At 72.4% G+C, this 17,356-nt stretch carries 13 protein-coding genes and 1 pseudogene; 4 read left to right on the forward strand and 10 right to left on the reverse strand.

The window, feature by feature from the left end:
• Positions 1 to 16 precede the first annotated feature (16 nt).
• From IE269_RS39120 to IE269_RS39135, 4 genes are all read right to left on the reverse strand, one after another.
• A complete protein-coding gene (locus IE269_RS39120) occupies positions 17 to 1,051 on the reverse strand; it encodes a phytoene/squalene synthase family protein (protein ID WP_189828096.1) in 1,035 nt (344 codons plus the stop codon).
• Positions 1,048 to 2,634 carry a phytoene desaturase gene (locus IE269_RS39125; RefSeq protein ID WP_229898571.1) on the reverse strand — a complete coding sequence of 529 codons (1,587 nt, stop codon included), beginning with the start codon at positions 2,632 to 2,634 and terminating at the stop codon, positions 1,048 to 1,050. Before IE269_RS39125 ends, IE269_RS39120 begins: the two co-directional genes overlap by 4 nt.
• 68 nt (positions 2,635 to 2,702) lie before the next feature.
• Positions 2,703 to 3,854, reverse strand: coding sequence for a polyprenyl synthetase family protein (locus IE269_RS39130; protein ID WP_229898572.1), 1,152 nt, complete (start codon positions 3,852 to 3,854; stop codon positions 2,703 to 2,705).
• A gap of 400 nt (positions 3,855 to 4,254) precedes the next feature.
• Positions 4,255 to 5,484: a glycosyltransferase gene (locus IE269_RS39135; protein WP_229898573.1), complete on the reverse strand. Its 1,230-nt coding sequence runs from the start codon at positions 5,482 to 5,484 to the stop codon at positions 4,255 to 4,257.
• A gap of 329 nt (positions 5,485 to 5,813) precedes the next feature.
• On the opposite strand from IE269_RS39135, the gene IE269_RS39140 reads away from it, so the two are divergent.
• Positions 5,814 to 7,886: a glycosyltransferase family 4 protein gene (locus IE269_RS39140; protein WP_189828099.1), complete on the forward strand. Its 2,073-nt coding sequence runs from the start codon at positions 5,814 to 5,816 to the stop codon at positions 7,884 to 7,886.
• A gap of 102 nt (positions 7,887 to 7,988) precedes the next feature.
• Here IE269_RS39140 and IE269_RS39145 read toward each other — a convergent pair whose 3' ends face one another.
• Positions 7,989 to 8,588 (reverse strand): DUF4383 domain-containing protein, encoded by a 600-nt coding sequence (locus tag IE269_RS39145; RefSeq protein ID WP_189828100.1) that lies wholly within the window; start codon positions 8,586 to 8,588, stop codon positions 7,989 to 7,991.
• Positions 8,589 to 8,871: 283 nt separating this feature from the next.
• Here IE269_RS39145 and IE269_RS39150 point away from each other — a divergent pair, with 283 nt between their 5' ends.
• Positions 8,872 to 9,864 (forward strand): LacI family DNA-binding transcriptional regulator, encoded by a 993-nt coding sequence (locus IE269_RS39150; RefSeq protein WP_268253654.1) that lies wholly within the window; start codon positions 8,872 to 8,874, stop codon positions 9,862 to 9,864.
• On the opposite strand, the pseudogene IE269_RS39155 reads toward IE269_RS39150, so the two are convergent.
• Positions 9,807 to 10,441: pseudogene (locus IE269_RS39155) on the reverse strand (IS5 family transposase); the annotation flags it as partial. The gene IE269_RS39150 and the pseudogene IE269_RS39155 sit on opposite strands and share 58 nt — an antisense overlap.
• A 311-nt stretch (positions 10,442 to 10,752) precedes the next feature.
• Here IE269_RS39155 and IE269_RS39160 point away from each other — a divergent pair.
• Both IE269_RS39160 and IE269_RS39165 read left to right on the forward strand, forming a co-directional pair.
• Positions 10,753 to 12,312: an alpha/beta fold hydrolase gene (locus IE269_RS39160; RefSeq protein ID WP_189828101.1), complete on the forward strand. Its 1,560-nt coding sequence runs from the start codon at positions 10,753 to 10,755 to the stop codon at positions 12,310 to 12,312.
• 3 nt (positions 12,313 to 12,315) lie between these two features.
• On the forward strand, positions 12,316 to 12,477 hold the full coding sequence (locus tag IE269_RS39165; protein ID WP_189828102.1) for a hypothetical protein: 162 nt from the start codon (positions 12,316 to 12,318) through the stop codon (positions 12,475 to 12,477).
• A gap of 282 nt (positions 12,478 to 12,759) precedes the next feature.
• Here IE269_RS39165 and IE269_RS43520 read toward each other — a convergent pair whose 3' ends face one another.
• From IE269_RS43520 to IE269_RS39185, 4 genes are all read right to left on the reverse strand, one after another.
• The gene (locus IE269_RS43520; protein WP_229898574.1) at positions 12,760 to 12,918 is read right to left on the reverse strand and encodes an alkaline phosphatase family protein; all 159 of its coding nucleotides are present in this window, start codon (positions 12,916 to 12,918) and stop codon (positions 12,760 to 12,762) included.
• Between the two features lie 380 nt (positions 12,919 to 13,298).
• The gene (locus IE269_RS39175) at positions 13,299 to 14,921 is read right to left on the reverse strand and encodes an ABC transporter substrate-binding protein (RefSeq protein WP_189828103.1); all 1,623 of its coding nucleotides are present in this window, start codon (positions 14,919 to 14,921) and stop codon (positions 13,299 to 13,301) included.
• Entirely contained in the window at positions 14,918 to 15,877 is a 960-nt protein-coding gene (locus IE269_RS39180) for a serine hydrolase (RefSeq protein ID WP_229898575.1), read from the reverse strand. The genes IE269_RS39175 and IE269_RS39180 overlap by 4 nt, the downstream gene beginning before the upstream one ends.
• Positions 15,874 to 17,280, reverse strand: coding sequence for a serine hydrolase domain-containing protein (locus IE269_RS39185; protein ID WP_189828104.1), 1,407 nt, complete (start codon positions 17,278 to 17,280; stop codon positions 15,874 to 15,876). The genes IE269_RS39180 and IE269_RS39185 overlap by 4 nt, the downstream gene beginning before the upstream one ends.
• Positions 17,281 to 17,356 lie beyond the last annotated feature (76 nt).

Below are 17,356 nucleotides of genomic sequence, written 5' to 3' on the forward strand. Positions count from 1 at the left end.
GCGTCAGGGGTCTCGCTCACACCGTCTCCTTCCGTGGCTGCCCGTCATGGGCCGAGGGCCTCGCGTTCGTTGCTGCGCCGCCGTGCTCCCCCTCGGTGACGCCGCGGCGCCCGGTGCCGGTGGGCCGGATCCGGGCTGCCGCGGTCCGGACCAGCCCGTCCAGGGCCACCGTCGCACGGCGTCGCCGGGACACCACGGCCCGCCGGTGCAGCACGCGGTACCCGTCGTCCGCGACGGCGTCCAGGATCGCCCCGTACAGCACGAACGCGGTGCGCACGCACGGCCGTGACACCGGATCGAGCTGTGCGATCCCCGGGGCGGCCTCCCGGTAGACGGCGCGGGTCAGCTCGGCGACGTTCCGCAGCGCCGTGGTGATCCGCGGGTCGGGGAGCCCCGTCAGCCGGCTCCAGGCCAGCAGGTCGCGGTCGACGCCGTGGGCCGCCAGTAGGTCCTGGGGCAGATAGACGCGCCCGCGGTCGAGGTCCTCGCCCACGTCGCGCAGGAAGTTGGTCAACTGGAAGGCGACACCGAGCGCGGCGGCCTGCGGTGCCGCCTGGGCACGTGGCACCACGGTGCCGAGGACCGGCAGCATCTGGAGTCCGATCACCGCCGCCGACCCGTGCATGTACGCCCGCAGGTCGTCGTACGTCGGATATCCGGTGACGACCAGGTCGCTGCGCATGGAGGCCATGAAATCGGTGAAGTGCTCGTGCGCGATGTCGTACCGGGCGGCGGTGTCCGCCAGCGCCCGCACGACCGGCTCGTCGGTGGGCTGTCCGGCAAGGCCCGCGCGCAGGCGGGCGTCCAGCTCGTCGAGAGCCGCCGCGCGCTGTGCCGGTGAGGCCGCGGAGTGCAGGTCGTCGACGATGTCGTCGGCCCAGCGGGCGAACCCGTACAGCGCGTGGACGGCCGGACGACGTTCGACGGGCAGCAGTCTGGTCGCCAGGAAGTAGGTGCGGCCGTGCCGGGCGTTGAGCCGACGGCACCGGCGGTACGCCTCGCGCAGCTCGGGATCGCGGATGCCGGCGGCATCGAGTTCACGGTCGGTCATGCACGGGGGCCTTCCGGGTGGCGGGATCGGCGGGGGGAGAGCGAAGCGGCGGGGGAGGACCGTGCGGTCCTCGCGGTGCCGACGATCCGGGCGGCCGCGAGCTTGCCCGAGATCAGTACGGTCGGCACGCCGACCCCCGGAGTGGTGCCGCATCCGGCGAGGACCGCGTTCTCGGTGCCGCGCACCAGGTTGCGCGGCCGGAAGGGACCGGTCTGCGGGAACGTGTGGGCTGCGGAGAAGGGAGACCCGGCACCGTGCCCTTCGGCACTCCAGTCCGCCGGGGTCACCAGGCACTCCTCCTCGATCGCCGCGCCGAAGTCCTCCAGCCCACGGTCGGCCAGGGTGCGCAGGAGGCTGTCGCGGTAGCGGGGCCCGAGGTCCGCCCACTCCCGCACACCGGGCCCGACCACCGTGTTCGGGCAGGGTGCCAGTACGTAGTGCAGGTGTCGCCCCGGGGGAGCGAGCGAGGGATCGGTCGCGGTGGGGCGGGTGATCAGCAGCGAGGGGTCCGACATCAGGTCGCCGGTGCGGGTCAACTCCCGGAAGGTCTCCTTCCAGGCACCGCCGAAGGAAATGGTGTGGTGCCCCAGCTCCGGCCAGGTCCGGTCGGTGCCCGCGTGCAGGATCACCGCGGACGGCGAGTGCCGCAACGGCGCGGCCCGTCGCGGGTACCTGCCGAGCAGCCGGTAGGCCACCGGGAGGTCCGCAGTCAGCACCACCGCGTCGCAGGCGATGCGCCCCTGGTCGGTGATGACCGCGGTCACGCGCTCGGCGGTGCCGGACCGTTCCAGCCGCGTCACCTCGTGCCCGTACTGGAAATCGGCCCCCGCCTCGGCGGCGGACGCCGCCAGGGCACGCGGGAGCGCGTGCATGCCGCCGCGCGGGAAGTAGACGCCCGCCACCGTGTCCATGTAAGCGATCACCGCGTACGCGGCGAGTGCCCGGGCGGGGGGCACCCCCGCGTAGAGGGCCTGGAAGGTGAAGACGCGGCGCAGCCGTTCGTCGGAGAGGAAGCGTCCGATCCGCGCGTCCATCCGGCCGAAGCCGCCGAGCGCGGCGAGCCGTGCCAGATCCGGGTGCAGGAGCTGGAGGGGGGAGTCGAAGTTGGCGTCGATGAACCGCCGCATCTGCACCCGGTACAGCTGCTCCAGCCAGGCCCGCAGCTTCCTGTAGCCGACTGCCTCCCGGGCCCCGGCGAACCGGGCGATCTCCTCCTCCATGGCCGCCCCGTCGGTGTGTACGTCCAGTGCGCTGCCGTCGGCGAAGCGGGCCCGGTAGGCGGGATGCAACGGGACCAGGTCCAGCCTCCCCGCCATCGAGTGGCCGACGGCGGCGAACGCCTCCTCCACCAGGTCCGGCATGGTCAGCACGGTGGGACCGGTGTCGATGCGGTACCCGCCACGGTCCAGCAGACCGGCCCGCCCGCCGGGTTCGTCCGCCCGTTCCACCACGGTCACCCGCCGGCCCGCACCGAGCAGGTGCAGCGCGGCGGACAGGCCGGCCAGCCCGGCACCGACCACCACGACGTGATCAGTGGGCCCCTTGACCGTTTTCGCACCGGTGTGCGCGGCCCGCGTGGACAAGGGCGTCCTCCCGGCGAACGTCGCCGCCGACCTCCGAGGGGGGCCCGTCGTCTCCGTCGTCCGCCCGTTCATCGAGCCCACCGGGTCTCCTCCTCGTGGAACGCGGTCCGACGCGGACCGCTCGCTGTTCTCCCCGCGCCCGCACCGGGTGCGGCGGCGAGCCCCGCCATCAGCTCCCTCAGCCGCTCCTGCGCCCCCGGTACGAGGGGCACCGACGCCAGGTGTCTGTGTGCCACGGCCACGAGCCGCGAGATCTTCGCCTCCACCACGTTTCGGGCACCGGTGTCCTCCAGCACCCCCCTGACGCGGTCCAGGCCGTCGTCGGACAGCGTGGCATCACCGAGCGAGGCGTCCAGGAGGGCGGTCGCGGTCCGGTCCCCGGACGCCTGCGCCCGGGCCCTGGCGATCGCCGTCAGGTAGGTCGGTTTCCCGTCGCGGATGTCCTCCCCCGACGGCTTGCCCGTGTCCAGCGGGTCGCCGAACGCCCCCAGCAGGTCGTCGCGCAGTTGGAAGGCGATGCCCGCGCATCGCCCCGCGGAGCACAACGCCGCACTCGTCCGCAGGTCCGCCCCGGCAAGGGCGGCCCCCAGGGCCAGCGGGCGTTCCACGGAGTACAGGGCGCTCTTGAGCGTCGCGATGCGAATGGCGCCGCCCACCGTGCGCGACCCGGACACCTGGCCGTGCAGGTCCAGGTACTGGCCGGCCACCATCTCGGTGCGCATCGCCTGCCACAACGCGCGCACCCGCGTGCGCGCCTCCGCGCCCACGGGGTACGCGTCCCAGGCATCCGCGACCACGTCGTCGGCCCAGCACAGGGCCAGGTCCCCGGCCAGAACGGCCGCGGCCGAGCCGAAGGACACGCCGGCGTCCGATGCGCCCGGCAGGGTGCGCCCGGCGCCCAGTACGACGTGCAGCGCGGGCCCGCCCCGACGGACCGGGGAGCCGTCCATCACGTCGTCGTGCACCAGGGCGCACGTCTGGATGAGTTCGAGCCCGGCGGCCAGCCGCAGCGCGCTGTTGACCGTCGCCGGACGCGATCCCCCGTTGCAGGCGCGCAACGCCCACCACAGGAACTGCGCCCGCAACCGCTTGCCACCGTTCAGCGTGAAGTCGGCGACCCGCGCCGCTACCTCCGCCGCGAACGTCGCGTCGAGCGCCGCGGCGTCCTGCACGCGCCCGCGCAGCAGCTCCTCCAGCACCTCCCGGACGGCGCCGGACACGTCCCGGTCGACGCGGCGCGCCGCAACGCTGTCTCCGGGAAACGCCGGGTCCCGGCCGTGCGCCGCCCGGTGTTCCGAGGGGGCCGCACGGGCCGTGTGCCCTGCCCCGGGGCCGAAACGCCCGCTGCCCCAGGGGTCTTCGCTCCTCCGCGTACGGTGCATCGTGCTGCCTTCCTCGGGCGCCGGCGGGAATGTGTCCTGCTCTTCCTTCCGCCGGACCTGCTCGGATGCAGCAGGACCGGAATCTCCCCATGAGTACCCCGAAGCCGTTCCGCCGCAGCCCCGCGAACGGGTGCCGTCCGCGGCCGACTGAGCGCCACGCCCTCGCGGACGGCACGCACCGCGCTCGGCGGAACCGGACGTGCGGACACGAGGCCCGATGCCTGTCCGGGGGCCGGCCCTATCGCGGTGGCCCGCTCACAGCCGCCCGTACGGCCGCGGACGTACCCATGACGTCCAGCAAACCCGTCGCGGCCCGGTCGGGTCCGTGCGCACGAAGCCGGCACGCCCAGCCCGCCATTCGGGGGCGCACCTGGACGAGGACCTCGTCCAGCGCGTGCGCGACGTCGTGGGGCGTGAGGCGATTGGGGTCGCGCACCACCGCCACGCCCGCTCGCTCGGCGTCGTGGGCCACGGCGAACTGGTCGCTGGAGAAGGGGAGCACCAAGGCGGGAACCCCGGCCCGCAGGCATTCGGTGAAGGAATTGTTGCCCCCGTGGTGGACCATCGCGTCCACGTGGGACAGCAAGGACTGCTGGGGCACCGAAGGCACCACGACGACGCGGTCGGACGCCAGGTCGGCGAGCGCGTCCGTCCGCGCACCCGCCGCTACCACCAGCGCCACCCGGTCGTCGCCCGCCAGCGCACCCCGGACCACGGTGCGCACCACGTCGTCGCGGGCGGTGAGGAACGTGCCGAAGGCGATCAGGACGATCCTGTCGGCCCGTTCTCGCAACCGGGCCAGCCGGGCTGCCCACGACGGGTCCAGTGGCACGGTCGGGCCCCCCAGGTGGCCCGCGTACAGATGCTCGGGACCCCGGCGCGGTGACGGCAGCCACGACAGACGCGGATACATGTACACCACGGCGTGGGGCGACGTCAGGGCGAAGGCACGGCCCGGTGGCGCGGCGGACGGCACCCGGCTGAGGGCGAACCCGCGGAACAGCTCCGTGAAGGCCCGGTCGTTGTCGCGGGCCACGGCCAGGAGCCGGGACACCTCGCGCGGGTCCGGGTGCAGGCGCTCGGGCCAGGCGTAGGGCACGCCGAACCAGGCGTCGTCGTCGCGGAGAACGTAGGTCGGATGTCCTGGGCAGTACGAGGCGTACGGCACCCCCAGGCAGTGCAGCGCCAAGGTCGCCGCGTAACTGAGCTGGTCCACCAGGTACCAGTCGGGGCGCAGCCGCGCGTGGAGCTCCGCCACGTCTGCGTACACCTTCTCCGGATCGGCGCACATGTCGGCGCGGCGGTGCAGGGCCTGCGTCACCAGCGTCGGGACCGCACCCTCCCGGGTGGCCGCCAGGAACTCCGAGAGCCGAGCGGACTCCGCCGCCTCCTGCGGTGTGCTCTCGGCAACCCCCGTGTTCGCGTTGCGGGTGACCGTCAGGGGCTCGAACCGTGCCCCGGAACTCACCGCCAGGTCCTCGAAGGCCTCCGTGCATGCGAAATGAACCTCAGCGCCCTGCGCCCGCAGGGAAGAGGCGAGCACCGACAGCGGACGGGCGTGCGAAAGGAAGGGCGGACTGATGATCACAATGCGCGACATACGACTGTTACGGTCCCGGCCCTGCCCACGGATGAGCCCGCGGTGCCCGTCTTCCCCGACACAGCAGGGGCCCGGTGCACACCGAGCGCGGGATCCGTGTACGTGGGAGAGGGGCGGCGCGGCAGCGTGCGTGCATCTGGGCGGGGCGCGTCGACGGTAGTACGCAGCGTCGCCCGCCCACACACGAAGGAGACCGCGTGCCCGCCTCCTCGGCCCACCGTCTGGACGCGGTGGGAGCATTGTCCGCAGACAGGGAACCCGACGCGCTGCTCGCGGCCCGGCAGGCGTTCTTCAGCAAGTCGCCCGCTCCGTCGCCGCGCGCCCCCCACGACCGTCCGTGCACCGGAGAGCTCGAACGCCTGCTGGAGATCGAGTACGGCGAGCGCCAGGTCCTGGCCCTTCCACTCGTTTCCGACCCCCTCAGCCGTGACGACGCCGATCTGGCCCTTCTGCGCCGGTCGTGCCGTCTCCGCATCCCGCTCACCCCCGAGAAGTTGCTCGGCCACGCGTCGGGAGATCCGCGCACCCTGACGGTGCTCGCAGAGATGTGGCCGGAGACGGTGCGCCGGCACGGGGCCGATCATGCTGAGAAGGTGCTGCGCGCGTCGCTGCTGGACGAACGGTGTGAAGCCGCCCGCCTCGCATTCCTTTTGGACTGCGCCGAGTCGGCCCGACTGAGCCCGCTGTCCGCCGCTGAGGCCGTCCGTCTGGCGCCGTACGACGACCGCTGTGCCCGGCACGCCCTGTGGCGCTACCTGCACCATGTCCGCGACGGACGCGCACACCTGCCCGCAGCGCACACCGCCACCGATCCCTACGAGCGCCTACTCCTCGCTCCACCCGGTCGCCTCACCGAAGACAGGTGGCCGCAGGCCGGACTCGTCGTCGCGCAGAGCATGCTCCAGGGCGGGCTCGACACTCCCGGGCAGGGATCCAGCGGCGGAATGTCCGTTCTCCTGGGCGGACTCGGCGACGCACTGGCCCGTACCGAGCGCATCGCATCGGTTCTGACCCTGGTCGCCGCAGGACGCGACGAACTGGGGCGCAGGCAGACGCTGCTGCGCAGACGCCTCGCGGATCATTGGGTGCTCAGCCTGCCCGTCGACGCGCCGACGTCGCCCGCGCCCGACGAGTGGCCCGCACACCGGGCCGCCGTCCGCTGGTGGGCGACCCGCCTCCTGGGCAGCCTGCCGCGCCCTGTCGACGTCCTCCACGTGAGGTTCGCGGACGACGGCGGTCTGGCACTCGCGCAGGCGGCGGCCCGTATCGGCAGCGGCCTGTGCTTCACCGCCACCCCCGACCCCCACCGCACCGTGGTCCGGGCGTACGCGACGGCCCCTCCGCAGGATCCGGGGCGCAGGCAGCGGCTGCGCGCGGACCTGCACCGGGTGTTCTGCGCCGACCAGCTGGTGGAACGTGCCGACACGGTGGTGGGCATCCCCGGCCGGTGCGGCACCGAGAAGCTGCTGCACTGTTTTCCCGTGCTGGCCGAGCGCTACGGCCCCGCAGGACCCCCGGCACCGCCCGAGGGGCTCGTGCCGTACGTAGCGGTGAGTGACGAGGAGGCACGACGACGGAAGATGCTGGCGGATCTCTATGCCGGAGGCGACCGCCCGGACGCGCTGGCACCCGCCGACAGGTCGCTGCCGCTGCTGTTGTGCGTGGGCCGTCTCCACGCGGTCAAACAGCAGGACCTACTGCTGCGCACCTGGCTCAGCACGCAGCTGTGGCGCACCACCGCACTGGTCCTCATCGGCGGCGGCACGGAGCGGCCCACCGCGGAGGAGCAGCGGATGCGCGCCGTTCTGGGGTCGATGCTCGTCGGACAGGAGAAGGCGTCGCGACGTCTGGCCCTGCTGCCGGCCCTGGGAAATGACGAGGTCCGCCGCCTGGAGCACGCCCTCGGCGACCCCGGCGCGGACATCGCGGCCTGGTACGTCTGCCCGAGCGCCAAGGAGGAGTTCGGCATCGCCGTGCTGGAGGCGATGGAGGCGGGGCTGCCCGCAGCGGGTCCTCGGAACGGCGGAGTGGCCCACTACCTGCGCGACGGTGTCAACGGAACGCTGCTGGACACGTCCTCCGCCGCCGGCCTCGCGCGCGGACTGCGGCGCCTCGTCGCCGTCCCCGCTTCACGGCGCAGGGCGATGGGGGACGCCGCCAGGGACACGGTGGTGCGGTCGTACCGCGTCTCCGACATGGCCAAGACCCTGGCACACGAATACCTGGCGCTCGCCCGCCCCAGCGAGGCGCCGGACGTCACCCCCGTCTGACGCAGTGGGTTCCCCGCGCGTCACTCCGGGAGGTGTCCCGAGGATGCACCTCGGCGCATTCTCGGGACACCTCCTTCTGGTACGGGTGGGCCGTCACCTGCCCTACCCCTGTTGCCCCTCGGCGGACGGCAGCTGCACCGCACCCCCGCGTACGAGCGCATCGGCCGAGGTCGGGCCGGCCGGCGCGAGGCCTCGCGCCGCCAGAGCGGCCCGGGCACGCCGCGCGTCCTCAGCGGCGGCTTCGCGCGGGTGGCGGCTGCGCCAGTACGGGTTGTCGTGCGGAAGACCGCCGCTGACTCTGCCGTACATGCCGAAAGTCATGATCATCAGCCCCATCACGAAGCTGAAGAGGACGTTGGACATCCGGAAGTTGAGGATGTTGGCCGACCTGTCCAGGACGAACAGGTGCGCGAACCCGGCGATCAGGAAGAGCACCCCGACCACCATGTTCGCCGTGGAGGCGAAGTTCCCTCCCACGAACGCCGCCCCCACCAGCAGGAGCCCTACGAGCACGGAGATGAGGCTCAGCAGGCCGTTGGAGGACATGCCCGCCACGCTGACCCCGCGGGTGTCGAAGAAGGCGAGCCGGTCCGCGAATCCGAGGCAGCCGAAGGCCACCAGGATCACACCGCAGCCGGCTGCCCCGAACCGGTAGACCTGTGCCAGGCGATGGTCCTGTGGAAGTTCGTCCTTGAGTTTCATTGCGCTGTCCTCACGTGCGGCTGACGGTCGATGCGCCCTCCCCGGACTTTGATCGTGGCTCTGCCACCAGAAGTCGGCGCGGTGCATCGCTCACGCATCGCTTCGCGCCGGCCGCTCCCCGCAGCGAGCCGCCCCACGTTGTACGGGCCGTCGGGCGAGGAGTGAATCTGACGCTCCTCGCGCCCAGGGGGAGCACGTTCGCGCACACGACGGCACCGGCGGACGCGGATCGGGGGCGGGTAACCTGTCCCGGCAGTCGAGTGACGCAGCCGAGGAGCGCCCCTTGCCCGAGCGGAATCCGGGGTTCGGAACGGCCCGCCCCACCCTGGAAGCGGTCGCGGCCCGTGCCGGTGTCTCCCGAGCCACCGTCTCGCGCGTGGTCAACGGCGGTGCCGGGGTCCGCGAGCCGGTGGTGGAGAGGGTGCGCCGGGCGGTGGAGGAGCTCGGATACGTTCCCCATCACGCGGCCCGCACCCTGGTCGCCCGGCGCAACGGTGCCGTCGCCGTGATCATCGCGGAGCCGGAGTTCAGGATCTTCTCAGACCCCTTCTTCGCCCAGCAGATCCGCGGCATCAGCCGGGAGTTGGCGGCGCACGACTCCCAGCTCGTCCTGCTCTGGGTGGAGGGGCCGGGCGACTACGAGCGCATCGCCCGCTATCTGGGAGGCGGTCACGTCGACGGGGCCCTCGCACTCTCCCTGCACGACGACGGCGAACTGCCCGCGATCGTCGCCCGGACCAAGGTGCCGTCCGTGTTCGGCGGCCGGCCCGGGTCACGGCGGAGGGGTCGCCCTCGGCTCCCGTCGTGCCGTATGTCGACTGCGACAACCGGGGCGGAGCACGCGAAGCGATGCGGCATCTGGTCTCGCTCGGGCAAGAACATCGCGCACATCGCGGGCCCGCTGGATCAGACGTCCGCACTGGACAGGGCCGAAGGGTACCGCGAGGCACTGCCGGACGCCGGGTCCGCGCTGATCGGTGAGGGAGCCTTCACCGAGGAGAGCGGCGCGCGGGCGATGGCCGGACTGCTGGACCGCCGACCGGACGTGGACGCGGTGTTCGCCGCCAACGACCTGATGGCGGCCGAAGCGCTGGCGACGCTGCGCGAGAGGGGGCTGCGGGTTCCGCTGGACGTCGCCGTGGTGGGCTTCGACGACATGGCCTCGGTGGTGGAGAGGGTTCACCCACCGTTGGCGACGGTCCGTCAGGACGTGGCGGAAATGGGCCGGTCGATGCCCCGGCGGCGCAGCCAGGTCCGTATCGCGCGGGAGCTGTAGCCCTTGTCGCCGAGCACGTGGGCGGGCCGGGTGCGGGGCCGTCCGGGCCCGCACCGGGGCACCCGGATCGCTGCCATCACGGCTTCGAACTGGGTGCAGTCGTTGGTGTTCCCGCCCGTGAGAGTGAAGGCCAGCGGACGGCCAGCCGCATCGCAGGCAAGGTGGATCTTGCTGGTCAGGCCGCCGCGCGAGCGTCCGAGGGCCGGTGGGCGGAGCCCCCTTTTCGGGCCCCGGCCGCGTGCTGGTGGGCCCGCACGACGGTGGAGTCGACCGACACCAGCCAGTCGATGTCCCCGGCAGCGTCCGCCTTCGCCTGCGCGGCCCGCAGCATCGCCTCGAACGTGCCGTCCTTCGCCCACCGGCGGAAACGGGTGTGCAGCGTGGCCCACGACCCGTACCGCTCGGGCACGTCCCGCCAGGCCGTGCCGGTACGGAACTTCCACACGATCCCGTTCAGGACCCTCCGGTCGTCCAGCCGCTTACGCCCCCGCAACGACACGGGCAGCAGCGGCCGGACGAACTCCCACTCAGCATCGGACAGTTCAAGACGACGTATCACCCGACCATGATCCACCACTCAAGATCACCATTTGCCGACAGGCCCTAGGGGTTGGGCCTGCCCCGTAGGGGAATCGGGCGGCCCCGTAGGGGAGTCCGGCAGCCAGAGGGCGTTGGGGGAACTACGCGCCGCCCCCACCCGGACCCCCGTTCACCCGGACCGACCCCGAGCGGCGAGCGGCATGGGGCAGGAGTTCAGAGGGACGCCGACGTGCCGTCGTCCACCGCTGGTTGGATCTTGAAGCCATCCCCGCGCACCAGGACATACGGGTGCGGCGAACCAGAGACTTGAGGCAACACGAGACACTGAACTCCCCACAGAGGACTGGCATGGCACTACGAGGCGCCCGAACAATTTCCGTACTCACGGTCGGCGCGGTGACGACCGTGATGGCGGCGCTCACCCCCGCGACGGCGTTCGCGGCGGGGGATCCGCTCCAGAAGTACGCGCAGCAGAAACTCCGTTGGGAGCGATGCGAAGCGGGTGGGCCTGCGGGGTTCGAGTGCGCGAAGGTCAAGGTGCCGCTGAACTACAGCGACCCCGGCGGCCGGACGATCGACCTCGCGATATCGCGGATCAAGGCGGGCAATGCGAAGGAGCGGCACGGCGTGCTGCTGATGAACTCCGGGGGGCCCGGCATCGAGAGCCTGACCATGCCCCTCGGGATGGAACCGCGGTTGTCGGCGGAGGTGCGGGCGCGTTTCGACCTGATCGGTTTCGACCCGCGAGGGGTTGGGCAGAGCGCGCCGATCAGCTGCGGCCTGACGGCCGACGAAATGACCAGCTACCACCCGCACACCGCGCGGACGTTCCCGAAGGACGTGGCCCGGGCCCGGTCGGTCGCCGACAAGTGCTGGGCCAAGGCGGGGGACGTGCTGCCGCACCTCACCACCCGCAACACGGCACGGGACATGGACATCGTCCGGGCCGCATTGCGAGAGCGCAAGATTTCCTACTTCGGGTACTCGTACGGCACCTACCTGGGCGCCGTCTACACGCAGATGTTCCCGCGGCGCTCGGACCGGTTCGTGCTCGACAGCGCGCTCGACCCGAAGCTCGTGTGGCGGGGGTCGCTCCGAGGGGTGGCGCCGGGGGCCGAACTCGCCTTCACCCGGTGGACCGAGTGGGCCGCCGCCCGCCACGCCACCTACGGGCTGGGCCCGACCCCGGAGAAGGTCCGCAAGGCGTACTGGGATCTCGTCGCCCGTGCCGACCGCACGCCCGTCGACACGACGGGCGGGGCAGTCGACGGTGGCTACATCCGTTCCCAGTACGGTGCGTTCGTCGGCGTCAGGACCGTCACCCCGTGGATCGTCGCGCTGAAGGCCTCGGCCGCAGGCGGGCCGCCCGCCCCGGCCGGCCCGGCCGCATCGCCGGTGACGGCAGGGGCGGTGGCCCCTGAGTCCGCCCCGGTCCGGTCCGCCGACGCGAGGGCGAAGGACGGGGCGTTCAGCGCGGACGTTCCGGTGGACAACCAGCCCGCCGTCACCTGGGCCACCTTCTGCGGCGATACCCGTAGTTGGCCGCGCGACCCCGAGCAGTACCGCCGGGACGTGCTCCGGGACCGGGCCAAGTACCCGCTGGCCGGCGACCTGGGGGCCGGTGTCCAGCCGTGCGCCTTCTGGAAGTCGGCGGCAGGCGAGCCGGCCACCGTGGTGAGCAACGACGCCCACGCGCTGATCGTGCAGAACGAGTGGGACCCACAGGCGACGTTGGCCATGGCACAGGGCATGCGGCGGGCGTTGCACGGAGCGCGGATGGTCACGGTGGCCGGTGGCGAGGGCCACGGCGCGGTGGTGGCCGGCCCGTCCTGCGCGGACGCCGCCGTCACGCGCTACCTGGCCCAAGATCGGCTGCCCGCCAACGACTATGCCTGCGGGGCCAGTTGATCCATGACCACCGTGACCTTCACGGTCGGCTCCGGGCGCCCGCACGACCACCGCGCACTCGCCCTCACGGCGTGCGGGCCGGCCGCAGCAGTCACTGCCGGTACCGGCGCCGTGACCACCGCCATCGCGGTGCGGGCAGTCCTCTCGACCGGGTTTCCCGTGTGAGCAGAACCGTCCTCACGATCGACAGGAACACGGCTTCCGGGGTGTCCGGTTCCTGCTAGACCCAGCTCGGACGGGGCCCTCGCTTGGCGGGATGAGCCTGCGGGCGGTGAGTTCCGCGTGTACCTCGGCGATGTGGGAGAGGGTTCCGGCCGCTGGGTTGGGCCCGGCCGCCACCGGCACGGCGACGCCGTCCAGTGGGTCGTCCGTGCGCGGCGCGGTCCGCGTGAGCACCGCGCCGACGTCGCTGGCGGCGCGGTCACGCACGGTGAGCGAGGGCAGTGTTCAGCGCCGCTGGACGGTCTTGAGGATCGAGGTGTGGTCCAGCTGGCCGGCGTCGGGCGGGGCACAGAAGACGGTGCCCGGCTCGATCAACGGCGACACGAGGACGGTCGGCACGCGCAGCCCGAGCCGCCTGTGGGCGGCCGGCTGCCGTGGTCGCACAAGCTGTCCGAGTCGCCTGGGTCGGCCGCTGCGCGGTCCGGCTGCCGGACGTGCCGTGCAGCAGGAAGCCGGGGTGGCCCCGGGGGTCGACCCATGCCTCGTCGGCCAGCTCCCGGCGCGGTCGGTTGCTCGCACCAAACCAGACACCCGTCGCCTCCCGCTGCCAGCGGCCGCAGCCCGGAACGGCACCACCGCCCGGCGTCGTGGACCGTGGTGCCGTTGGCAGCGCTGAGATCGGCCGAGTCGCCCGGATCCGGGACGGAGCCCGTAGGATCCGCGCCGCCGCCACGCCACCGGCCGTGACGAAACCGACCGACCGTCCGGCGTCGCGCCGGGACGTGAGGGCGGGCCCGGTGGCGCGCGGTTGACGCTGAGGCCGTTCAGTTCCCGTACATCCGGATCGACGACGGTGTGATGCCGCCGAAACTCACCTCGAACCGTGCTCCCGCCCCGAAGGTCGGTACGACGGAGTCGACGAACGGGATCACGTCCACCTGTGCGATCAGTTCCGATTCGGCGCGGCCCCAGAGGGGGCAGCCCTTGGTGCCAGGCATGCGCGAGGCCCTGCCGACCAGGGCCGTGTACGCGTCGTTCCCGATGTGGGCGAAATTCGTGCCGTTCGGGGGTGTCGGCCCTGAGACGAAGGGCCTGAGCTGGGACGGGAGTGCCGGACCGACGGGCAGGACGGCGGCGTCCCAGGAAGCGTTGCCCGCGATCAGCTGAGTGACGCCCGTGGTGTCGATGCCCTTGATCGTCACCTCGGCCCCCATGGCCTGCCAGGCCTTCTGGAGCAGCTCGGCGGCGGACGCCGCCGGTTGTCCGAGCTGGCTGGGGTAGACGAACGTGAGCGCCAGCCGCTTGCCGCCCTTCCTGCGGTCTCCTTCGGCGTCCTCTTTCCAACCGGCCCGGTCCAGGAGGGACTTGGCGGCGTCCACGTCGTGCGGCGGCAGCCTTCCGGTGACTGTGTCGTCCTTGCAGACCTTCGGTTCGTTGGTGATGAAACCCCGGGAGGGCTTGCCGGTTCCGCTGCTGAGCACCTTGCCGATGTCCGTCAGCCGGACGGCCTGGACGAGGGCGCGGCGCAGGGCCGGGTCCTGGCCGGGCCGCCCCGGAGCGTGGTTGAACCAGATCTCGCCCAACGGGTCGGCCGAATCGGCGTGGAACTGGCCTCGGCCCAGCAGACGTTGCCGGTCAGGTCCGCTGAGCCGCGCGGCGTTCAGTTCGCCGGACAGCAGGAGGTTGGCGGCGGTCGTCTCATTGGGGATGACGCGGAGGCGGACCTTGTCGGGCAGCCCCTGCTGGTCCGCCTTCCACGGGCCGGGGCCCCAGGTGTAGTCCTTGCGGCGTGTGAAGGTGTAGTGGTCGCCCGGCACGGCCTCGGTCACCGCGAACATGCCGGTGCCGTGGTGCCCCCTGGCGACCGATCCGCGGTCCGCGAGGCCCTTGCCGCAGACGATCGGCACCATGCCGATGTTGCGCAGCAGGAAGGCGTCGGGAATCTTGCTCGTGACGGTGATCTGACGGGTGGCGGCGTCGGCCTTCACCGTGGTGCCCGGGTTCACCAGCAGGCCGGTCATGGGCGACCTGTTCTTCACGTCGGCCATGAACGCGATGTTCGCGGCGACGTCCCGCGCGGTCAGCGGCGTACCGTCGGCGCAGGTGACGCCGGAGCGCAGCGTGAAGCGGGCGGTGGTCGCGTCCGCCTGCCACTCCTCGGCCAGGCCCGCGCGCGCGGTGCCGTCCTTGGCCACATGGACCAGCGGGTCATACAGGAAGCGGTCGACCTGGAAGGCGATGGACATGGCGGTCAGGCCCGGATCGAGCGTGCCGGGGTCGGCCGACAGCGCCATGGTGAAGGTCCTGCCGTCGGCCAGGGTTCCGCCCGAGGCCGGTCCCGCGGTGTTGTACGGCCCGGCGCAACCGGTCAGGCCCAGGGCGGCGGCGCCGACGGCTGATGCTGCGATCCGCGCGGATCTCGCCGCGGATCTCGTCGCAGTCCTCATCCGTGCCTCCCGGCGGGTTGCCGCAGGTGGTCGACGGCGATGCGGGCGGCCCGCCCGATCGAGGCGTCGACGGCGGGCAGCCGGTCGTCGAGGGTGGCGGCCCGGGTGAAGACGGCCACGGCGAACCGGCGCCCATCGGGGTAGGCCACCACTCCGGCCTCATTGCGTACGGCGGGCAGCGTGCCGGTCTTCGCGGCGATCGTGACGTCGGACGCGAAGCCGGACGTGAGGCGGTGCGGCCAGATCTGACGGCCCATCATGCTCCGTACGCGCTCGCATGCTTCGGGTGCCCCGGCACGGTCGGTCCAGATCGCGTCGAGGAGCTCCGTGATGTCGCGCGGCGTCGAGGCCGAGGTGCGCGCGGGGTCGAGCACCGAGCTCTGCCAGATCTGCTCGGGCGTCGCCGCGGCGAGCACGCGCTCCAGCTCCCCGGGCTCGCCCCCCGGGCCTGCCATGTCTCCCCACACCACACCGAGATCCGCCGCGAACGAGGCGAAGAGGTCCTCGCAGCAGCCGATCAACCGGGTCCGGGAAAGCCCCAGTTCGGCGAGCACCTTCTCCACGGTCGCGCGCCCGAGCCGGTGGCAGAGGACGTCGGTGGCGGCGTTGTCGCTCATCGTCAGCATGAACAGCGCCACGTCGCGCCAGGTCATCTCCACGTCGTCGGCGCAGCCCGCCGTGCCGATGCCTCCGATGCGGTAGCGCGCGGGGATTGTCGTCCGTTCCCTTTCGTCCAGACGCCCCGCGGCCACTTCGCGGGCGTACGCCACCGCGACGGGGATCTTGAAGACCGATGCCAGGACCACGGGTGTGTCCGCGCCGAACGCCACTTCGGACGCTGTCCCGGGGCCTATCTCGCGGGCGTGCAGAAAGCCCTGGGCGCCCGCTTCTTCGAAGACCGTTGCGATCTGCTCGTGCACGTCGCTCACGTCGCCCATGGCGCTCACGTCGCTCACGGCGCGACCCTGCGGTCGGCCCGGCCGGTGTGCAGGAACAGCGCACGGCCCGCGCCGTCGTCGCCGACGAAGGCGTGCAGCCCGTGCATGCCGTTCTCGGGCTCGACGGCGATCAGGGTGTCCTCGCCCGCGCCGACCAGCTCGATCTTCTCCCGCCTGCCGCCGAGTCGGGCGAAGACTCCCTTCGGGCGCCGCTCGGCCCAGATCCGCCCTTCGGCGTCCTGGCTGACCTCCGTGTCGGCTGCCGACGAGGTGTACGTCCCGACGTAGCGCGAGGCGTTGACGCGCGGTGCGGCCAGGTCCGGCACCGGCAGCGCCGGCAGCTCGACGCCCGCGAGCTCGCGCAGGACACGGCCGACGATCTCGGTGTACAGGGCGAGCGGGTCGCCGCCGTTGGTCAGGACCGCCACGGCGACGTCCTGACCCGGCACGACGCGCAGGAACGCGGACTGGCCGACGGTGCCGCCGTCGTGGCCGACGACGGTGCCGCCGGGGAAGTCGAAGATCTCCCAGCCGAGCCCCCAGGAGTCGCCCAGGATCCCCAAGGGCGGTAGTCCCACCCGGGGTTGGCGCATGGCCCGCGCGCTCTCGGCGCCGAGTACGCGCGTGCCGTCGGGGCCAAGACCGTCGGCGAGGTGCATGCGGGCGAAGGCCAGCAGGTCGCGGGGGCGCATGGCGAGCATCGAGCCCGCCGCCGAGTTCGAGCGGACGAGCGCCCACACCGGAGCGGGCTCGGGGGCGGCGTCCGGGGTGGGCCTCAGGTGACCGACCGCGGCCCGGTGCAGGATCGCCTCGTGCGGTCCTGTGGCGGCGTGGGTGAGCCCGAGCGGGGTGAACAGATGGTCGCGCAGGCATGCGTCGTACGGCTTTCCGCGCAGCACCTCGACGATCCGGCCGAGCACGCAGTAGGCGGCGTTGTTGTACGAGAACCGCTCGCCCGGTGCGAAGAGCTGGGGCACGTCGCCGAACGTGGCGATCAGTTTCTCCAGGCAGTCGTCGCCCTGACCGGTGTCGGTGAAGAAGTCGCCCTCGAATCCGGCGACGTGGTACATCAACTGCCCTGCGGTGATGGCGGCCGCGGCCTCGTCGTCGGCGAGCTTGAAGTCCGGCAGATAGGTGCGTACGGGCGCGTCGAGGTCCAGCGTTCCCTCGTCGACCAGCTGCATCGCGAGCGTCGTCGTCCATACCTTGGTGATCGAGCCGATCTGGAACACGGAGTCCGGCGTGGCCTCGACCCGGGTGCGCGTGCTGAGGACTCCTGCGGCGGTGTCGATCACCTGGTCGCCGACGCTCACGGCGACGGCGGCGCCCGGTACCTGGTTCTCGGCGAGCAGGGACGGCAGGCGCTCGTCCAGCCAGGTCCGGAGGGTTTCGAGTGGTGTTGCATGCGGAGCAGTCGACATGTGTATCCCTTTGCTCACGGACGGGTGGGGCGTGCTGGCAACAACGCTAGGGCGCTGGTCTCCGAGGGGATTCGTC

Source organism: Streptomyces spiroverticillatus, assembly GCA_014650415.1.
GTDB classification, from domain to species: Bacteria; Actinomycetota; Actinomycetes; order Streptomycetales; family Streptomycetaceae; genus Streptomyces; species Streptomyces spiroverticillatus.